Source organism: Stenotrophomonas sp. JAG2 (assembly GCF_041080745.1).
GTDB classification, from domain to species: Bacteria; Pseudomonadota; Gammaproteobacteria; order Xanthomonadales; family Xanthomonadaceae; genus Stenotrophomonas; species Stenotrophomonas maltophilia_AA.
In genome coordinates this window covers 65347-84424 of record NZ_JBEUMH010000003.1, presented here as the reverse complement: position 1 = coordinate 84424, position 19078 = coordinate 65347, and the positions used below count along the sequence as shown (strand labels likewise).

Below are 19078 nucleotides of genomic sequence, written 5' to 3'. Positions count from 1 at the left end.
CGCCGGCCCGCGGTGACGGTCAGAACGTGAAGGTGTGGGTCAGCGACACCATGCGGCCCCGGCCGGAGAAGAAGTTCTGCCAGCCCGGCAGCTGCGACCAGGTCAGCACGTACTGCTTGTCCAGCAGGTTCTCGATGCCCAGCGACAGCTTGCCGTAGGTCCCGGTGTCGTAATTCATGCTGAGGTCCCACAGCGCGTAGCCGTAGGTATCCTCTTCATTGAGATAGACCGCGCCGTTGGACGGATTGACGAAGGTTTCGCGCAGGTCGCGGCTGAAGGTACGGCTCACGCCCAGCGTCGCATCGAACCGGTCGTTCGGCGTCCAGGTCAGCGAGGCGTTGACCTTGTCCGGCGAGATGTCGAGGATGCCCATCTCCTTGTTCAGGCCCGAGCCGTCGTAGTACTGGGTCTGGCCGCGGATCCGCGAGTACAGCAGCGTCGCCTTCCACTGGTCGTTGAAGGTCCAGGCGCTGTTCAATTCAACGCCTTCGATACGGGTCGGTGCGCGGGTGAGGATGAAGTCCTCGGTGACCTTGTCCACCGTCAGCGACGAGCCGAACTCGGAGGTCGAGCGGTAGGCCGACATCCCGACCTGTGCCTGCTCGCCGCGCCAGTTGAAGCCCACTTCCTTGTTCTTGGTGATCAGCGGCTGCAGATCGGCGATGCACGCCACCGCCTTGCAGGGGCTGTTGGCCTGGATGTTGCGCAGCGGGATGCCCACGTTGGCGATACCGAAGCCTTCCGAATACGAGGCGAACACCGACCACGCATCGGTGATGCGCCAGATCGCACCGAAGTTGGGCAGGTTGGCCTTGTAGTCGAGCTTGCCGCCCTGCACCGGGGTGAAGTCGCGGTAGGCGGTGGTGGTATAGCTGTCGATCTCCAGCTGGCCATCTTCGCGGCGGATGCCCGCATCCAGCGTCACCGGACCGATGTCCCAACTCAGCTGCGCGTACGGCGCCAGGCTGGTGTACTTCATCGGCGGTACCCAGACCCGGTCGGTCAACGCCAGGCGCTGCTCGGCCGTGTCTTCCACCAGGTCCAGGCCGGTGCGCAGCCGCAGGCCCTCCACCGCGAACAGGCCGCTGTAGGCATAGGCCGCGCGCAGACCCTTTTTCTCGGAGTTGATCTCCGACTGGTCCCAGATCCGCTGGTCTTCCGGCGGGGCCGGCTTGACCAGCTGGCGGTCCGTGCCGTTCTCCGGCACATAACGCATCGCCTGCTTGGCCCAATAGAGATCCACGCTCAGGTCACCGCCGAAGAAATCGGCATGGGTGTACTTGGCGGCGAACTGTTCGAAATCGTTGAATTCGGCCAGCGAATCCTTGATCGAGCCCTTCTCGGCGGTGTTGGTGCTCGGCACCGGGCACTCCACCGCGTCGTAACGGCAGCCTTCGACCGGGATGTAGTTGTGCTTCCCACCGATGTGGAAGTTGCTGTAACTGGCCTGGATGCGCTGCATCTGGCCCTCGCCGAAGTTGTAGCCGCCCTTGAGGAACAGGTTCTTGCTGTAGGAATCGGACAGCGAGCCGGAGGTGTTCAAGCCAACCCGGCGGCCGTCGCCGTCGTAGGCGATGCCGCGGTCGATGTAGGCGCCGCTGATCAGGAAGTCGGCGGCATCGCCCTTGAAGGTGTGGGTGATGCCGATCTTGGACTGCCCGCTGTCGTCCTTGAACTGGGTGCCGTAGCGCGTGCTCACCGTGGTCTGGTGACCGTCCACTTCCGGATTCTTGGAGAGATAGTTGATGACGCCACCGGCGCCACCGATGCCCTCGGCGGCCGACGGGCCGTTGATGACCTCGATGCGGCCGATCACGCCCATGTCGGTGAACGTGCCATTGCGGCTGCCTTCGCGAAGCGGAGAGCCCTGCGGCACGCCGTCGAACAGACGCAGCGCCACGCGGCCGCGAAGGGTTTCGCCGCTGTTGCTCATCGCCTGCGAGGACTCCGAATAACCCGGCACCATGCGCGCCAGTACCGCCGTCGCGTCTTCGGTCAGGTTGAGGGTGCGCTGCACCTGCTCCTGGTTGACCACCGTCACTGCACCGGGGACCTTCTCGATCGAGATCGGGGTCCGGCTGCCGGTCACGATCACCTGGTCCAGATCGGTCGGCGTCGTGCTCTGCGCCATGGCAGGGCTGATGGCACAGGCGAACAGTGCAGTGCTGATGGCCGCGGATAGTGGCTTGATCATTCGTTTCTCCCCCCCGATATGGAAATGCGGGACAGCCGGCCGGGGAGCCGTCGCCACCGATGACGCGCATGGGCTTTCGCCCCTCCGCCGGTCGATGCGGTTCCCTTGCGGGTCTCCACGTCCTGTCCGGCAACGAGGCGAGAGCCTAGGCGCGGCTCCACGGCGATAGAACTGCGCTCAGGTATGTTCAAAGCCTAGGATTTGTTTCGCCTCGCACCGCGCACCACGCGAGAACCCGTGGTGTCAGCGTTGCGGCTCGGTCAACGCGACGCGCGCTTCTTCCAGAAGCACGTTCACCAGGCGGATGCGCACCGACGAACGCGACCAGACCACCCCGATCCGGCGTGGTTCGCTGCACTGCGGCAAGGGAATGCGCACGACATTCAAGCCTTCCGGCCAGGGCTTGGCCCAGTCCGGCACCAGCGATACGCCGAGCCCACGGTCGACCATCACCGCGATGGCGTTCAGCGCATTGAGCTCGAACCGTTCGCGCGGGACAATGCCGGCCTGCCGCAGATAGTCATCGGCAAGGCGCCCACCCCATTCGTGGCGGTCGTAGCGGATCAGCGGTTGCTCGCGCAGCAGCTCGTGCGGGTCGCGGCTGCCCAGATGGGCCGGTGCCAGCACCACCAGCGGTTCCTCGCGGAGCTGCTGCCACTTGCAGGTCTTGGGCAGCGCGAACGGCGCCTGCAGCACCATTGCCGCATCCAGATCGCCCGCCTCCACGGCCCGGTACAGATCGGCCGAGTAGCCCGGCTTGATGAAGACGTTGATCTGCGGGAAGGTCGCCACCATCCGCGACAGGATGTCCGGCAGCAGTCCCGCCAGTGCGGTCGGGCACGCACCCAGCCGCAGCTCGCCGGCGATGTCGTTCTCGTTGGCCACGCTGCGCAGGTCGGCCACCTGGCGCAGCAGGTCGCGCGCCCGCTGCAGGATGCGCGCGCCGTCCTCGGTGACGCTGACCGTCCGCCCGGCGCGGGCGATCAGCGGCGCGCCCAGCTCGCGTTCCAGCGTCCGGATCTGCTGGGCGACCGCCGCCGGGGTGATATGCAGCGAGCGGGCGGCAGCGGCCATGGAGCCGCGGTCCACCACTGTGACGAACGTACTCAGGAACTGGGTTTCCACGGTTTACCTCTCAGCGCGTGAGCAACCTACACGAGCCACCGGCGCAATGCGATTGGACCAATGGCCCGTGCGCCGGCGCCTCAACGGTGCTGGTCATGGGGCTGCCGCTTCGGCCGGGGTATCGCTGTAGATGGTCAGCCCCTTCAGCGAGCGGGTCGGTGCCGGGAAGAACAGGCTGGCCACGTAGCCGATCACGATGCACAGCAGGATGGAGATCGCCAGGTAGAAGTAGGGGTGCACCAGGTCCATGCTCCAGCAGACCAGGGTGATCAGCACCGACCCGGCCACGCCGATCGCCACGCCCGGCGCGTTGGCCCGGCGGGTGAACATGCCCAGCGTGTAGGCACCGGCGAAGCCGCCGCCGAGCAGGCCGGCCAATTCGATGGAAACATCGAAGAGCGAGTGGATGTCGTAGCGGCTCATCACCAGCGCGATGCCGATGCCGATCAGCCCTACCCCCACGCCCGACCATTCCGCCACGCGCACGGCGGTCTTTTCATTGGGGTTCTTGACCAGCTTCTGGTAGAAATCGACGGAAACCAGCGTGGAGATCGAGTTGATGATGCTCGACAGGGTCGACATCGCCGCGGCGAAGATGCCGGCGATGATCAATCCGGTCACCCCGGCTGGCAGCTCGGCGGCGATGAACAGCGGGAAGGTCGCATCGATCGGCAGCAGCGGATTCAGGCGCTCCGGGTTGTTGCGGTAGTACATCCACAGAGCCGTGCCGATGCCGTAGAACACGAAGCCGCCGGGAATCATGATGGCGGCGAATGCCCAGATCGATCGACCGGCTTCCTTGTCCGAGCGCGTGGACAAGGTGCGCTGCATCAGCACCTGGTCCTTGGGGAAGGTCAGCACCACATCGAACACGACTAGGAAGATGAAGCCCCACACCGTGGCCTTGGTCAGGTCGAAGCTGAAATCGAACAGCTTGGTCTTGTCCTCCGCCGCGGCCGCACTGAGCAGCTGCGGCATGTCGCCGCCGGTCTGCAGGAAGATGAAGCCGATCGCGAACAAGGCACCGCCGAACATCACGATCACCTGCACCACGTCGGTCCAGATCACCGCCTTGGAGCCGCCCACGGTGGAGTAGATGATGGTGAAAACGCCCATCAGCATGATCGACCAGACCACATCCACACCGGTGATCGTGGAGATCGCCAGCGCCGGCAGGAACAGGATCACGCTCATGCGGCTGCCGATCTGCATCACGATGCACAGTGCGCTGGAGAGCATGCGGATCGCCGGATGGAAGCGAGTCTCCAGGTAGGAGAACACGCTCATCAGGTCCAGCCGACGCAGCAGCGGCACGATCCAGACCGCCACGAACATCAGGCCGACGACCGCGATCAGGTTGTTGGTCAGGTACTGCCAGTTGGTATCGAAGGCCTTGGCCGGGATGGCGATGAAGCTGATCGAGCTGGTGTTGGTGGCATACAGGCTGATGCCGGCTGCCCAGAACGGAATCGAGCGCCCGCCGACGAAGAAGTCCGCCGTGGAAGCGTTCTTATCCTTGAGGTAGAAATAGAAGCCCATGCCCAGCATGGCCAGCAGGTAGATGCCGATCACCGTCCAGTCCAGCCAGCGCAGCAGGTGCTTGCCGCCCTGCATTTCGGCGTACTGGAGCTGGCTGCCGGTGGCGCCGGCGGTTGCCCAGGCCAGTCCGTTGCCCCAGGCCGTGACGGCCTGCGGATCGGCGGCGACGGGGGTCTCCAGCGTCGTCCATGCGTCGGTGATGGTGTGGAACGTGCGCGCGTGGGTCACGCCGCTGCCGTCCTTCACCAGCATCAGCAGATGCGCCTGGCCCAGCGCGCGCATCGAGCCGGCCACGATCGTGCCGTCCGGCGACGCGACCTGCTGCCAGCTGGCGTCGGCGTTGCGGCGCCACAGCTGATCCGGTTGCCCCGCCACGCCCATGGCCAGGTACAGGGCCCCCTTCTGCGCCTGCATGGCACGCGGCACGCCGGACGCGGGCACTTGTTCAAGATGCTGCCAGGCGGCGGCCGCCGTCGCACCGCGGCGATACAGTTGGAGGGTGCCGGTGGTGTCGCTGCCGATCACGAACAACCCATCGTTGAACGCGGCCACCTGCGCATTGCCCATGGGCTGCGGCAGCGGTACGGGGGAGTCGAGAACCAGCGCACCGGCGCGCAGGGTCACCGGTTGCAGCGCATCGCTCAGCGCGCCCGGCCCTTCTAGCAGATAGGTGCGCCCGGCGATGCCCGCGCTTGTGGTGAATGCCCGGCCCGGTGCCATTGCCGGCAGGCGCACCGGTTCCCACGCGGTGTTGTCCGCGCTGAGCGTCCAGGCCTGGTCGCCGCTGAGCGCGACGAGGCGCCCATCCACGTGGACCAGTCCGGCCGGCGCGATCTGTGCGGGTAACGCGGGCAGGTTCCCCGAGCTGACCGTGGTCAGGCTTTCGGCAGCGACCGCACCACTGCCGGTCAGCAGAACCGCGGCGGCAAGCAGGCGCACCGAACGTGCGCAGCGCCGGAGCACGGATGAAAAAGAGGCGAACGGGACAGGCTTGAGCATGGAATCACCCGGAAAGAGCGCGGCGCGGCCGTTGCAGGTCGTCGCGCAGGAATGAGAAAGGGGTCGATGCATCTGGTTGCCGCTCAGGCGACCGGGGGAGAGGTGGCGGCGAGGAGCGCCTCGGCACGACGCAGATACGGCAGGTCGATCATCCGGCCTTCGAACAGGAACGCGCCGTGGCCGTTGTCGGCGGCGCTCGCCGAAGCAGCGACGATCCGACGCGCCTCCTCGAGCACCGCCGGCGGTACGTTGAAGGTGGCGTTGGCCAGCCCGACCTGGCGTGGGTGGATGCAGCTCTTGCCGATGAAGCCCAGCTGCTGGGCGATCCGCGCCTCGGCCAGGAAGCCTTCGGTGTCGCTGACATCCGGGAACGCGCCATCGCAGGCGAAGACGTTGGCTTCGGCTGCGGCAAGCCGCACCGCGAACAACGTCGCATGGACGGCGCTCAGTTCCCGGTGGATGCCGTTGGGGGCAAACAGGTCGCCCAGCCCGAGCTGCAGGCCGGCCACGCGCGGATGGGCATTGGCCAGCTCGGCAGCCGTGCGCAGCCCCTTGGGGGTCTCGATGTTGATCAGCAGGCCGATCGGCCGCTCCACGCCGTTGGCCTGCTCGGCCCGTTCGAGGCGAGCGATGGCCGCCGACAGCTGGCCGACCGACTCGATCTTGGGCAGGTTGATCAGGCTCACCCCGGGGAGCGCCACGGCGGCCAGATCGGCCTCCAGGTGACCGCTCCCGGTGCCGTTGGTGCGCACGATCAGCTGCTTGCCGCTGGCATGGGTGGCCGGGCGCTGCAGGAAGGCGGCGACGTGGGCGCGCGCCTGGGCCTTGCCGGCCTCGGGGACCGAATCTTCCAGGTCAAAGGAGAGTGCATCGGCCTCGCCGGCCATGGCCTTGTCGAACAGTTCCGGGCGGGCGCCGGGGACGAACAGCTTGCTACGCATGGTTTTCCCTCATCAACCCGCGCAGTCTGCAGAATTAAAAGCCCGTAAAAAGTGCGGCCCCGGACATTCATTGGATAGTTTTTGTATTGATCGGGGGAGTGCCGATCGTTACGGGCCTGCTCGGCTTAAACTGGGGGCCTTGATGAAGGTCGGCCTGCCTGCCGCGCACGGCCCGGATCGACCGCCCCGCATTTCGTAAGGACGTTTCTTGCAAACCACTGATTCCAAACTGAAAGTCAAAGAGAGCAAGGGGACCGCCGAACACACCCCGCTGATGAAGCAGTTCTTCGCCGCCAAGTCCGATTACCCGGACCTGCTGCTCTTCTTCCGGATGGGCGACTTCTACGAGCTGTTCTACGACGACGCCCGCAAGGCGGCGCGGCTGCTGGACATCACCCTGACCCAGCGCGGCAGCTCGGGCGGCGCGCCGATCCCGATGGCCGGCGTGCCGGTGCATGCCTACGAAGGCTACCTGGCGCGGCTGGTGGCGCTGGGCGAGTCGGTGGCGATCTGCGAACAGATCGGCGACCCGGCGCTGGCCAAGGGCCTGGTGGAACGCAAGGTGGTGCGCATCGTCACCCCCGGCACCGTCACCGATGAGGCGCTGCTGGACGAGCGCCGCGATACGCTGCTGATGGCGCTCTCGCGGGGGAAGAACGGCTATGGCCTGGCGTGGGCCGATCTGGCCGGCGGCCGTTTCCTGGTCAACGAGGTGGATTCGGACGATGCGCTGGAGGCCGAGCTGGCCCGCCTGGAGCCGGCCGAGCTGCTGGTGCCTGATGAAGAGAACTGGCCCGCCTTCCTGCAGTACCGCAATGGCATCCGCCGTCGCGCGCCGTGGCTGTTCGATGCCGACAGCGGCCGCCGGCAGCTGCTGAGCTTCTTCAAGCTGCACGACCTGACCGGCTTCGGGATCGACGACAAGCCACGTGCCACCGCCGCGGCCGGCGCCCTGCTCGGCTATGTCGAAGAGACGCAGAAACAGCGCCTGCCGCACCTGACCGCGATCGCCACCGAAACCGCCAGCGAAGCCATCGCCATGAACGCGGCCACGCGCCGGCATCTGGAACTGGACACGCGCGTCGATGGCGATACCCGCAACACCCTGCTCGGCGTACTCGACACTACGGTGACGCCGATGGGCGGTCGCCTGCTGCGGCGCTGGCTGCACCGCCCGCTGCGCCTGCGCGAGGTACTCGTGCATCGCCACGATGCGGTCGCCACGCTGATCGATCGTGGCGCCGAGGGCGACGTACGCGATGCCTTCCGTGCACTGGGTGATCTGGAACGCATCCTCACCCGCGTGGCCCTGCGCTCGGCGCGTCCGCGCGATTTCTCCACGCTGCGCGATGGCCTGGGGCTGTTGCCCGAGGTGCGCGCGGTGCTCGCACCGCTGGATTCTCCGCGCCTGGTCGCGCTGCACGATGCACTGGGCTCGCATGACGAGTGCGCCCACCTGCTGGCCAGCGCGATCGCGCCGACGCCGCCGCTGAAGCTCAGCGATGGCGGTGTGATCGCCGAGGGCTACGATGCGGAACTCGACGAGCTGCGCCGCCTGTCCACGCATGCCGACCAGTTCCTGATCGATCTGGAACAACGCGAGCGCATCAGCAGTGGCATCGCCACGCTGAAGGTCGGCTACAACCGCGTGCACGGCTATTACATCGAGATCAGCAAGGGCCAGTCCGAGAAGGCGCCGGTGCATTACACGCGCCGCCAAACGCTGACCAATGCAGAGCGCTACATCACCGAAGAACTGAAGTCGTTCGAAGACAAGGTGCTGTCCGCCCGCGAACGCTCGCTGACCCGCGAGAAATTCCTGTACGAGCAGCTGCTCGACCTCCTCGCCAGCGGGCTGGAGCCGCTCAAGCAGTGCGCCGCCGCGCTGAGCGAACTGGACGTGCTGGCCGGTTTCGCCGAACGCGCGCAGGCGCTGGACTGGGCGCGGCCGGAACTGGAGACCGCCCCCTGCCTGAAGATCGAGCGCGGGCGTCATCCGGTGGTGGAAGCGGTACGCGAGCAGCCGTTCGAGCCGAACGATCTGGACCTGCATCCGGACCGTCGCATGCTGGTGATCACCGGCCCGAACATGGGCGGTAAATCCACCTACATGCGCCAGAACGCCCTGATCGTGCTGCTGGCCCACATCGGCAGCTTCGTGCCGGCCCGCCGCGCGGTGATCGGCCCGATCGACCGCATCCTGACCCGCATCGGCGCCGGCGACGATCTGGCCCGCGGGCAGTCGACCTTCATGGTCGAGATGGCCGAGACCAGCTACATCCTGCACCACGCCAGCGCACAGTCGCTGGTGCTGATGGACGAGATCGGCCGCGGCACCTCGACCTACGACGGCCTGGCCCTGGCCGATGCCGTCGCGCGGCACCTGGCCTACCAGAACCGCTGCTACACGCTGTTCGCCACGCACTACTTCGAGCTGACCGCACTGGCCGACGAGCAACACGAAGGCGGCGCCAGTGGCATCGCCAACGTGCACCTGGATGCGGTGGAGCATGGCGACGCCCTGGTGTTCATGCACGCGGTGAAGGACGGTCCGGCCAACCGCAGCTTCGGCCTGCAGGTGGCCGCGCTGGCCGGCCTGCCGAAGTCGACCGTGGCCCAGGCGCGGCGTCGCCTCGCCGAGCTGGAACAGCGCAGCCACGAGACCCAGTCCGCGGTGGTCGCGGCGCAGGCGCTGGATGCACCGCAGCAGTTCGGGCTGTTCAACGCGCCGAACACAGCCGCGCAGGACGCGCTGGCCGCGATCGATCCGGACGAGCTGACCCCGAAGCAGGCACTGGAAGCGCTGTACCGGTTGAAGACGCTGCTCTGAAGGAGCGTCCGGGCTGGCCACGACCAACGGTCGTGGCCTACCACGGCGGTGCGGTAGTGCCGGCCGCTGGCCGGCTCCACACGGAACCGGTAGCACCCGACCGTTGGTCGGGTGGGCGCATCCCACCCGCGTGAATTCTTCGCATTCCCGTAGTGAACGCAGCGCTATGCTCGGGCGGTTCCCATCCCTGCCCTGGAGTCCGCCGTGAATACCGAATCGCTTGCCGCGTCCCTCTTCCAGCAGCTGCAGCAGGGCCAAGGCCTGCAGCAGGTGTCCCAGCAGCTCGGCATCGACCAGAACCAGGCCAGCGGCGCGATCGGCGCGGCCCTGCCGCTGCTGCTCGGCGCGATGGGCCGCAATGCGCAGGAACCGCAGGGTGCACAGGCCCTGCTCGGTGCCCTGCAGCGTGACCACGCCCCTGCCAGCAGCGGCGGCTTCGATCTGGGCGGTCTGCTCGGCAGCGTGCTTGGCGGAGGCGGCGGCAATGCCACCAATGGCGCCGGCATCCTCGGCCACGTGTTCGGCGGCAACACCGAGCGCGCCACCCAGGGCCTGAGCCAGGCCACGGGATTGGACAGCAGCAAGACCAGCCAGCTGCTCGCCATCCTGGCGCCGATCGTCATGTCCTATCTGGCCCAGCGCTTTGCCAGCGGCGGCAACCCGAACCAGCTCAGCCAGGTCCTGGGCCAGGAAGCACAGAGCGCCAACAGCGGCGGCCTGCTGACCTCGGTGCTGGACCAGGACGGCGATGGGCAGCTCGGCGTAGGCGACCTGCTCAAGCTCGGTGGCGGTCTGTTCGGCAAGCGCTGAGGGCAGGCACTGGAAATAGCCTGCGCCTATCGCATTGGTTGATTCATTCGAATGTACTGAATGAACGGCAGTGCTTAACGTGTGGGTACGCCTTCACATCGCGGCGCCCCACGCCCGCATGCGCAGGCACCACGTTTCCAACGTTGCCATCGCCTCCCCCGCGCCGGTGGTTTCCACGTTCGCCAGTCCACAGGTAGATACCCATGAAAAGCGAAGCCAAGTGCCCGTTCAATCACGCCCTCGTCGGCGATGCAACCACCAACCGCGACTGGTGGCCCAAGCAGCTGCGGGTGGACCTGCTCAACCAGCACTCGACCCGCTCGCATCCACTGGATGAGACGTTCGACTATGCCCAGGCCTTCAAGGGGCTGGACTACGCCGGCCTCAAAGCCGACCTCAAGGCCTTGATGACCGACTCGCAGGACTGGTGGCCGGCCGACTTCGGCCATTACGGCGGCCTGTTCGTGCGCATGGCCTGGCACAGTGCCGGCACCTATCGCATCGGTGATGGACGTGGTGGCGCCGGCCGCGGCCAGCAGCGCTTCGCTCCGCTCAACAGTTGGCCGGACAACGTCAGCCTGGACAAGGCACGCCGCCTGCTGTGGCCGATCAAGCAGAAGTACGGCCAGGCGATCTCCTGGGCCGACCTGCTGGTGCTCACCGGCAACGTCGCGCTGGAATCGATGGGCTTCAAGACGCTGGGCTTCGCCGGTGGCCGCCCGGATACCTGGGAACCGGACCAGGATGTGTACTGGGGCCGCGAAACCACCTGGCTCGGCGGCGATGTTCGCTATGCGCATGGCTCCGAAGGCGTGCAGGAAGACCACGGCGTGCTGGTCTCGGATGATGACGCTGACGGCGACATCCACTCGCGCGACCTCGAGAATCCGCTGGCGGCGGTGCAGATGGGCCTGATCTACGTCAATCCGGAAGGCCCGGACGGCAATCCCGATCCGCTCAAGGCGGCGTTCGACATCCGCGATACGTTCGGACGCATGGCGATGGACGACGAGGAAACCGTCGCGCTGATTGCCGGTGGGCACAGCTTCGGCAAGACCCACGGCGCCGGCCCGGCCGACAATGTCGATGTCGAACCGGAAGCGGCCGGGCTGGAAAGCCAGGGCCTGGGCTGGGCCAACAGGTTCGGCACCGGCAAGGGCGGCGACACCATCACCAGCGGCCTGGAAGTGACGTGGACGCGCACCCCGGCGCAATGGAGCCATGACTTCTTCGAGATCCTGTTCGGGCACGAGTGGGAGCTGACCAAGAGCCCCGCTGGTGCGCACCAGTGGGTCGCCAAGGACAGCGAGGCGATCATTCCCGACGCGCACGATCCGTCGAAGAAGCACCGCCCGACCATGCTCACCACCGATCTGTCGCTGCGCGTCGATCCGGCCTACGAGAAGATTTCGCGCCGCTTCCTGGCCGACCCGCAGGCCTTCGCCGATGCCTTCGCCCGGGCGTGGTTCAAGCTGACCCACCGCGACATGGGCCCGCGTGCACGCTATCTCGGCCCTGAGATCCCTGCCGAAGAATTCGTCTGGCAGGATCCGGTGCCGGCGGCACCGCAGACCAGGCTGAGCGCGCAGGACATCACCACGCTGAAGCAGCAGATCGCCGCGGCCGGGCTGAGCGCGGGCGAGCTGGTCTCCACGGCCTGGGCATCGGCCTCCACCTTCCGCGGCTCGGACAAACGTGGCGGCGCCAACGGTGCACGTGTGCGCCTGGCCCCGCAGAAGGACTGGGCGGTCAACCAGCCGCAGCAGCTCGGGAAGGTGCTGGCCGTGCTGGAGAAGATCCAGGCCGGCTTCAAGGGCGACGGCGGCGCGCAGGTCTCGCTGGCCGACCTGATCGTGCTGGCCGGCAATGTGGGTGTCGAACAGGCGGCCAAGGCCGGTGGCCATGAGGTCAGCGTGCCGTTCAACCCCGGCCGCACCGATGCCAGCCAGGCGCAGACCGATGTGGAGTCGTTCGCGGTGCTGGAACCGTATGCCGATGGTTTCCGCAACTACGTCAAGGGCCGCTACAGCGTGCCTGCCGAAGCGCTGCTGATCGACCGTGCGCACCTGCTCACGCTGACCGCGCCGGAGATGACCGCACTGGTCGGTGGCCTGCGGGTGATCGGTACCAACGTCGGCGGGAGCACGGACGGCGTGTTCACCGATCGCGTCGGTACGTTGAGCAACGACTTCTTCGTCAACCTGCTCGACATGCGCACGCAGTGGGTCGCCCAGGGCGATGGCTACAGCGGCCGCGACCGCAGCACCGGCGCGCCGCGCTGGAGCGGCAGCCGGGTGGACCTGGTGTTCGGCTCGAACTCGGTGCTGCGTGCACTGGCCGAGGTCTATGCCAGCGCGGACGGTGAGAAGAAGTTCGTCCGTGACTTCGTGGCCGCTTGGGCGCGGGTGATGGAGCTGGACCGCTACGACCTGCGTTGAGGCGACGTCGCGCGCAGACACAAAGACCGGGCCCATGGGCCCGGTCTTTTCATGTGCGCCGCATGCAGATCACAAGGCGTCCAGATCACCCAGCGCACGGATCAGCCGACGCGCACGCTTGTCCGGCTTGTGCTCCGGCGGCTGGTACCCGTTTTTCGCCGCGGCGCGCTGCAGGCGCAGTTCCGCCCGGCGTGCCAGTGAGGCCTCGCTCTCGGCATATAACTGCTGCGCCACGGGTGCCGGACCGCGCATTTCGCTGAGCCCAAGCACCTGGATATCGAACACTTCATCGCCACGGCTGATCTGCAGCGCTTCACCCACGCGCACCGCGCGCGAGGATTTCGGGCGTTGCCCGGCCACATCGACCTTGCCCGTTTCGACCGCCTGTTTGGCCAGGCTGCGGGTCCGAAAGAACCGCGCGGCCCACAGCCACACGTCCAGCCGCACGGCGGCCACCGGTGTTGCGTCAGTCATGCTTCCTACCCAGCTCCACGGCATTGGCCGGTTGTCGGTTGAGGGGTTGCGGAGCGTCCGGCGTGCCACGACAGCCGGTACCGCCGATCAGCGCCGGCACCCCGGCATCCAGATCGCGGCGCTGGCTGCCGACCTGGCATTCCGGTCGGTCCATCGGGCGCACCTGCGTGTCTGCCAGGCGCTCCGAGGTGGAACATGCGGCCAGGGCCCCGACAATCAAGAGCAGCGTCAAGATCGTCCGACTCACGTTCACGGATGCAGTCCTCATCATGCCTCCACAGGCGTCGCGCCCCGCCACGGGCAGATTCCATCATCCGCGGGCCGTTGGGTCCGCGCAATTCCATTTGATGGCAGCCGCACATTCAGTTCGGGTTGACTCTTGCTCCCCGGCTGGTCACCATAGACGGGCTATTTTCCCTAACGGAGTAGGAGACCCCTCATGTTTAAGAAGACGATCGCAGTGCTGGCCTTGGTAGGCCTGTCCGCCTCTCCGGTGATGGCTGCCCCGCAGGACGCCCCCGCTGCTGAGCCGGAAGCCGCCACCGACGTGGCAGGCGCCGAAGCCTCCGCGTACTCGACCACCGCAGTCGTAGCGACCGTGGGTGCCTCCATCGCTGCCGCAGCCGTGCTGTACAGCATCGGCGGCGATAGCTCGAGCGGTGAAAAGGATCCGGGCGGCAACGAAGGTGGCCCGGGTGGCCCCGGCGGCCCGGGCGGCACCGGTGGTACCGGCGGCACGGGTGGTACCGGCGGCACGGGCGGTTAATCGCTCTTAGTTCCGCACTCAAGCCCTCGCCGGGCCAAGCTTGGCGAGGGTTTTTTATGCCTGCCGTAAAACCATGATGAAGATGATGATGAAGCCCCTGTGCCTGCCGGCCGCCATCGCGGCGACCCTGCTCCTGTCCGGCTGTATGCTGGCCCCCGGCCAACACCTGCGCCACAGCGACGTTTCGGCGACCCGTTCCAGCGAGGATGGTCGTCTTGAGATGATCCCGATCACGCCGAAGCTCATCGCCATGAACGATGCGTCACAGGCGGAACAGGTACTGCCGGCTGCACTGCTGGATTACCAGGCCGAGCCTTATCGCGTGGGCCCCGGCGACATGCTGTACATCACCGTGTGGGACCACCCGGAGCTGACCGTGCCTGCGGGTTCCCAGCAGCAGGGCAACCTTGCCGGGCGACTGGTACAGGGCGACGGCACACTCTTCTACCCGTACATCGGCAAAGTCCAGGCGGCCGGCAAGACGCCGGTCGAGCTTCGTGCGGAAATCACCCAGCGGTTGGCCAAGTACATCGAGGCACCGCAGGTGGATACCTCGGTGCTGACCTACGCCAGCCAGCGCGTCTGGATCACCGGCGCTGCCGAGCGTTCGACCTCGGTCCCGCTGACGACGACGCCGCTCACGCTGTCCGATGCGATCAGCCAGGCCGGCCTCAATGCGAGCCAGGCCGATCTCTCCGGCATCCAGCTGAGCCGCGACGGCGTCACCTACTCGATCGACATCGAAACCGTCGCCCGCCAGCATGGTGGCCGACCGATCTACCTGAAGAACGGCGACTCGATCTACGTGCCGTATCTGGATCGAAAAGAGATTTTCGTCGTGGGTGAGGTCACCCAGCCGGGTGCCTTCAGCTTCCGCACCTCCGACATCTCGCTGAACCAGGCGATCGGCCGCGCCCGTGGCCTTACCCAGGCCACCTCCAACGGCAATGCGGTGTATGTCATCCGGGGCTCGAAGGATCTGCAGAAGGCGCCGTCGGTGATCTATCACCTGGAAGCCCGTTCGCCGACCGCGTTCGCCGTGGGCAGCCAGTTCATGCTGCAGCCCGGCGACGTGGTGTTCGTGGGCGCCGCCGGCGTGACGCGCTGGAACCGCTTCGTGAACCAGCTGCTGCCGTTCACCAACATCCTCTACACCGCCGCTCGTACCGAGAGCGAAGTCGGGAACTAACATGCGTCCTATGCAGCATGACGCCACGCGCTCCAGCGCGCGTGGCGGGTTGGGCCGCGCCATGGGCATCGCTGCGCTGGTGGCCCTCGCCGCCTTGACCAGCAGCTGCACCACGGTGAGCCGCTCCAGCGCCGACGCGCTGCGGCTGATCTTCGTTCCCAAGCCAAGCGCGACCCCGGCCCAGGTCGCGGCCGTGCGCTTCCCACAGCTGCAGTTGCGCGCACCGGACGTCAATGGCGTCCTCGTGCTCGGCTTCGTTGATGGGGGGCGCCAGGCGTGGATCGCGGGCGGCGACGCGGTCTTCTATCTGCAGCCCAACGGCCTGGTCACCGCGACGTCGGGGATTGGCCGCAGCTATGCCGCGCGCATCACCGGACCGTCGCCGTTCGATGATCTCGGCGCACTGCAGGGCACCGCCCGGGTGCAGCGCCAGTACGACTGGATCCCGTCGTATCAAATGAGCGTACCGGTGACCGGCACGCTCACGAAGGTCGGCACCGAGAAGGTGGTGATCCTGGAGCGACCACTCAGCCTGGCGCGCTACGAAGAAAAGCTCTCCGGACCAGGCTTCCGCGAGACCAACATCTATTGGGTGGATGAGCGCTCCGGGTTCATCTGGAAGAGCCGCCAGTACCTCGCTCCCGGCTATGCCGTGGACATCGAGCAGCTCAAACCCTACCGCCCTGGCCAATGACCATGCTGCGCTACTGCCTGATCCTGTGCTCCACCCTCCCCTTCTTCGTCGCACATGAGGTTGCGGCAAAGCCCGTGGCCGATACGGTAGAGGTTACCGTCGAGGGTGCGGTCAATGCGCCGGGCGTCTACCCTCTTCCCGCAGGAGCGCGCTTGGCGGATGCCCTGATTGCCGCCATGCCGATGCCGGACAGCTACGTCACAGGTGCCTCGCTGCTGCGCGAAAGCGCACGTGCCCAGCAGGTACGCCTCAAAGCCGGGCTGCTCTACGACCTGAAGGTGCTGCAGCAGAGCCAGGACGAAGCAGCCAGCAAAGTTGCCTCCAGCCTTTCAAGGCAACTGACCGACCTTCCAGCAACTGGCCGGGTGGTGGCAGAACTCGAGCCGCGCCTGATGCAGACGCGCAAGTCATCCAACCCGGTCGCCATGCAGTCGGACATAGTGCGGTACCCCGCCAGGCCGGACACCGTTCGCGTCATGGGCGCGCTGGATCAGGCCTGCGAGCTTCCGCATCAGCCTACTGCGGATGTCACCCATTATCTGGCTGCCTGCCCATCGAACCGCGTGGCAGACAAGGACCAAGTCCACGTGATCCAGCCGGATGGACACGTACAGATCATCGGTATTGCGCTGTGGAATCGCGCAGACCTGCAGGCCGTCGCACCTGGCGGCACGATCTATGTCCCCATCGCTGCAAGACTGATGAAAGACATCGATCCAGAGTTCAACACGCAGTTCGCCGCATTCCTCGCGACGCAGCCGCTGCCTAATCCGCGAGTAGCACCTTGATGCACGTCCGTTCCAGACATTTCGCTACCTTGGCTTTCTCAGCATTGGCATTGGCGACATCCGCCTGCCTGCATGCGCAGGAAGCGCCGCCCGCAACAGCAAGCGAATGGGGTGGAATGGGCCTGCTGCAGACGCCGAGCGCGCGTATGGCTGATGACGGCGAGATCAGCTTCACTGCCTCTCACAACTCGCCGTACAGCCGCTACAACCTGACGATGCAGCCGTTCCCCTGGCTGGAGGGGTCATTCCGCTATATCAACGTTGCCAACATCCGCTATGGCGCGACGAGTGTCAGCGGAGACCAGAACTACAAGGACAAATCGATCGACTTCAAGCTGCGCCTCTGGGAAGAGAGGCGCTGGCTGCCTGAAGTTGCATTCGGCATTCGAGATCTCGGCGGTACCGGCCTGTTCTCCAGCGAGTACCTGGTGGCAAACAAGCGGTTTGGCCCGGTCGATGCGAGCCTGGGTTTTGCGACCGGGTACATCGGCAACCGCGGCGACCTTGGCAACCCGCTGAGCGCTATCGACGACCGTTTCGATGTTCGCCCGACGCCAACGAGTGATATCAACAATGCCGGCAAATTCGGCCTGAGCTCTATGTTCCGCGGCCGCGTGGGCGTTTTCGGAGGTATCAGCTACCAAACGCCCTGGGAGCCGCTGCTCGTCAAAGTGGAATACGACGGCAACGACTATAAGAATGAGCCCAGGAAGAACAACCTGCCTCAGAACACTCCGGTCAACATCGGATTGGTGTACAGCCTCAACCAAAACGTGCAGTTCACCGCCGCTTGGGAGCGCGGTGACGCTGCCATGTTTGCCGTTACCCTTCGCGGGAACCCAGGTCGCGCCCATTCGGCGCCCAAGCCGTTCGACCCTGCGCCCGAATCTCTCAAGCACACTACAGCCAACGTCTCCCAACCCACGCAGGGCGTTGACTCGGCTACGCTGGTCACTGAAACGGGCGTACAGACCCCGCAATCCGAATCAATCAGCGGAAGCGATGATGCGCGATGGGCAGAGATTGCCGCGCGGCTTCAGGTCAACGCCGGCTTCCGGGTGGAAAAGATCTCTCGGCGCGGCACGGAGATGATTGTCACCGGGCACCAGCTACGCTACTTCCATACGGCCAAAGGCTTGGGCCGCGCGTCCAGAATTCTCCACAACGATCTGGATTCATCGATCGAGTGGTTCACGTTTGCCACGTCACGCTTGGGCATGCCAATCGTCGACACAACCATCAACCGTCAGCGCTTCGTCGATTACACAGAGAACCGCGCGGACCTCGACCAGCTCAAACTTGGTATCGAGGTAACGGCACCCGCTCCTGTCTACAGCGACACGCTGTATCGTGCGCCCCTGCAGCGCTTTGGTGGCGGCTTCAACGTGAGCTACAAGCAGAACGTTGGTGGGCCCGATGGCTTCATCCTCTACCAAGTCTCGGCAAACTACACCGGCAGCTTCTTCTTCACTCCGGGTGTCTGGATTACAGGCACAGCCAGTGGCAACGTGCTCAACAACTACGACAAGTTCAAGTACGACGCGCCCAGCCGACTTCCAAGGGTGAGAACCGATCTTCGTCAGTACACGACCACCTCGGATTTCACCGTCCCCAATCTGCAGCTGACCGCTGCCCATCAGTTCGGCCGTGACCTTTATGGCATGGCTTACGCAGGCTACCTCGAATGGATGTACGCAGGCGTCGGAGCTGAAGTTCTCTATCGACCGTTCGGCGAGGCGTGGGCGATCGGTGCCAACCTCAACTGGGTGAAGCAGCGTGATTACGACCAGCTTGCCGGCTTGCGCGACTACACCATGACAACCGGGCATGCCTCGCTGTACTACGCGTTCGACCAGGAGCAGCGCATTGTCGGTTCCATCAGCGCCGGCCGCTACCTTGCGGGGGACTATGGCGCGACAGTGAATCTTGCCCGCGCGTTCCCGAACGGGGTCACCATGGGCGCTTACGCGACGAAGACGAATGTCTCCGCGCGCGACTTCGGTGAGGGCAGCTTCGACAAAGGCATCTACTTCTCGATTCCCTTCGACACCATCCTGCCACGCTCCACCCGCGCGCGCGCAGCGGTCGTCTGGAACCCGCTTGTTCGAGATGGCGGCGCCATGCTCGGTCGTAAGTACACGCTGTACGGCACGACCTCGGAACGCGATACGGAGTTCTTCTACGAGAATCTTCGCCACATAGATGACTGATCCGGGAGGACGGTCGTTGGACCGTCCGCAGCGACAGGAACATCCGCGCGTCGGGGCATCGGGGCGTCCCAGACCTGGTCA

General features: G+C 65.8%; 14 protein-coding genes. 8 read left to right on the top strand and 6 right to left on the bottom strand.

Annotation, left to right across the window (positions count from 1 at the left end):
• Positions 1–19: 19 nt before the first annotated feature.
• The 4 genes from AB9O74_RS04535 to AB9O74_RS04520 all read right to left on the bottom strand — a co-directional run bounded on the left by AB9O74_RS04535 (position 20) and on the right by AB9O74_RS04520 (position 6798).
• Positions 20–2194 (bottom strand): TonB-dependent receptor, encoded by a 2175-nt coding sequence (locus AB9O74_RS04535; RefSeq protein WP_369348600.1) that lies wholly within the window; start codon positions 2192–2194, stop codon positions 20–22.
• A 243-nt stretch (positions 2195–2437) separates the two neighbouring features.
• Positions 2438–3319, bottom strand: a complete 882-nt coding sequence (locus AB9O74_RS04530; RefSeq protein WP_179459446.1) for a LysR family transcriptional regulator — start codon at positions 3317–3319, stop codon at positions 2438–2440.
• Between the two features lie 93 nt (positions 3320–3412).
• Positions 3413–5797, bottom strand: coding sequence for a sodium/solute symporter (locus tag AB9O74_RS04525; protein ID WP_369348599.1), 2385 nt, complete (start codon positions 5795–5797; stop codon positions 3413–3415).
• A 143-nt stretch (positions 5798–5940) separates the two neighbouring features.
• The gene (locus AB9O74_RS04520; RefSeq protein WP_369348598.1) at positions 5941–6798 is read right to left on the bottom strand and encodes a CoA ester lyase; all 858 of its coding nucleotides are present in this window, start codon (positions 6796–6798) and stop codon (positions 5941–5943) included.
• Between the two features lie 274 nt (positions 6799–7072).
• On the opposite strand from AB9O74_RS04520, the gene mutS reads away from it, so the two are divergent.
• The 3 genes from mutS to katG all read left to right on the top strand — a co-directional run bounded on the left by mutS (position 7073) and on the right by katG (position 12876).
• Positions 7073–9628 carry a DNA mismatch repair protein MutS gene (gene mutS, locus AB9O74_RS04515; RefSeq protein ID WP_369348740.1) on the top strand — a complete coding sequence of 852 codons (2556 nt, stop codon included), beginning with the start codon at positions 7073–7075 and terminating at the stop codon, positions 9626–9628.
• Positions 9629–9832: 204 nt separating this feature from the next.
• The gene (locus AB9O74_RS04510; RefSeq protein WP_176990028.1) at positions 9833–10438 is read left to right on the top strand and encodes a DUF937 domain-containing protein; all 606 of its coding nucleotides are present in this window, start codon (positions 9833–9835) and stop codon (positions 10436–10438) included.
• Positions 10439–10641: 203 nt separating this feature from the next.
• Positions 10642–12876, top strand: a complete 2235-nt coding sequence (gene katG / locus AB9O74_RS04505; RefSeq protein ID WP_369348597.1) for a catalase/peroxidase HPI — start codon at positions 10642–10644, stop codon at positions 12874–12876.
• Positions 12877–12945: 69 nt separating this feature from the next.
• On the opposite strand, the gene AB9O74_RS04500 is transcribed toward katG, so the two are convergent.
• Together AB9O74_RS04500 and AB9O74_RS04495 are read right to left on the bottom strand one after the other, a co-directional pair.
• Positions 12946–13350: an RNA-binding S4 domain-containing protein gene (locus tag AB9O74_RS04500; protein WP_176990030.1), complete on the bottom strand. Its 405-nt coding sequence runs from the start codon at positions 13348–13350 to the stop codon at positions 12946–12948.
• Positions 13343–13504, bottom strand: a complete 162-nt coding sequence (locus tag AB9O74_RS04495) for a hypothetical protein (protein ID WP_369348596.1) — start codon at positions 13502–13504, stop codon at positions 13343–13345. The genes AB9O74_RS04500 and AB9O74_RS04495 overlap by 8 nt, the downstream gene beginning before the upstream one ends.
• 285 nt (positions 13505–13789) lie before the next feature.
• On the opposite strand from AB9O74_RS04495, the gene AB9O74_RS04490 reads away from it, so the two are divergent.
• From AB9O74_RS04490 to AB9O74_RS04470, 5 genes are all read left to right on the top strand, one after another.
• Positions 13790–14116: a hypothetical protein gene (locus AB9O74_RS04490; protein WP_369348595.1), complete on the top strand. Its 327-nt coding sequence runs from the start codon at positions 13790–13792 to the stop codon at positions 14114–14116.
• A gap of 85 nt (positions 14117–14201) precedes the next feature.
• The gene (locus AB9O74_RS04485) at positions 14202–15305 is read left to right on the top strand and encodes a polysaccharide biosynthesis/export family protein (protein WP_319210124.1); all 1104 of its coding nucleotides are present in this window, start codon (positions 14202–14204) and stop codon (positions 15303–15305) included.
• A 1-nt stretch (position 15306) separates the two neighbouring features.
• Positions 15307–15999, top strand: a complete 693-nt coding sequence (locus AB9O74_RS04480; RefSeq protein WP_369348594.1) for a YjbF family lipoprotein — start codon at positions 15307–15309, stop codon at positions 15997–15999.
• Positions 15996–16787 (top strand): capsule biosynthesis GfcC family protein, encoded by a 792-nt coding sequence (locus AB9O74_RS04475; protein ID WP_369348593.1) that lies wholly within the window; start codon positions 15996–15998, stop codon positions 16785–16787. Before AB9O74_RS04480 ends, AB9O74_RS04475 begins: the two co-directional genes overlap by 4 nt.
• Positions 16787–18997, top strand: a complete 2211-nt coding sequence (locus AB9O74_RS04470; RefSeq protein ID WP_369348592.1) for a YjbH domain-containing protein — start codon at positions 16787–16789, stop codon at positions 18995–18997. The genes AB9O74_RS04475 and AB9O74_RS04470 overlap by 1 nt, the downstream gene beginning before the upstream one ends.
• Positions 18998–19078 lie beyond the last annotated feature (81 nt).

What these genes read in the sequence shown, in the direction of transcription:
- AB9O74_RS04495 (WP_369348596.1), bottom strand. Translation starts at nt 13,504, where the DNA reads ATGGACCGACCGGAATGCCAGGTCGGCAGCCAGCGCCGCGATCTGGAT.
- AB9O74_RS04480 (WP_369348594.1), top strand. Translation starts at nt 15,307, where the DNA reads ATGCGTCCTATGCAGCATGACGCCACGCGCTCCAGCGCGCGTGGCGGG.
- AB9O74_RS04500 (WP_176990030.1), bottom strand. Translation starts at nt 13,350, where the DNA reads ATGACTGACGCAACACCGGTGGCCGCCGTGCGGCTGGACGTGTGGCTG.
- AB9O74_RS04470 (WP_369348592.1), top strand. Translation starts at nt 16,787, where the DNA reads ATGCACGTCCGTTCCAGACATTTCGCTACCTTGGCTTTCTCAGCATTG.
- AB9O74_RS04475 (WP_369348593.1), top strand. Translation starts at nt 15,996, where the DNA reads ATGACCATGCTGCGCTACTGCCTGATCCTGTGCTCCACCCTCCCCTTC.
- katG (WP_369348597.1), top strand. Translation starts at nt 10,642, where the DNA reads ATGAAAAGCGAAGCCAAGTGCCCGTTCAATCACGCCCTCGTCGGCGAT.
- AB9O74_RS04535 (WP_369348600.1), bottom strand. Translation starts at nt 2,194, where the DNA reads ATGATCAAGCCACTATCCGCGGCCATCAGCACTGCACTGTTCGCCTGT.
- mutS (WP_369348740.1), top strand. Translation starts at nt 7,073, where the DNA reads ATGAAGCAGTTCTTCGCCGCCAAGTCCGATTACCCGGACCTGCTGCTC.
- AB9O74_RS04520 (WP_369348598.1), bottom strand. Translation starts at nt 6,798, where the DNA reads ATGCGTAGCAAGCTGTTCGTCCCCGGCGCCCGCCCGGAACTGTTCGAC.
- AB9O74_RS04490 (WP_369348595.1), top strand. Translation starts at nt 13,790, where the DNA reads ATGTTTAAGAAGACGATCGCAGTGCTGGCCTTGGTAGGCCTGTCCGCC.
- AB9O74_RS04485 (WP_319210124.1), top strand. Translation starts at nt 14,202, where the DNA reads ATGATGAAGCCCCTGTGCCTGCCGGCCGCCATCGCGGCGACCCTGCTC.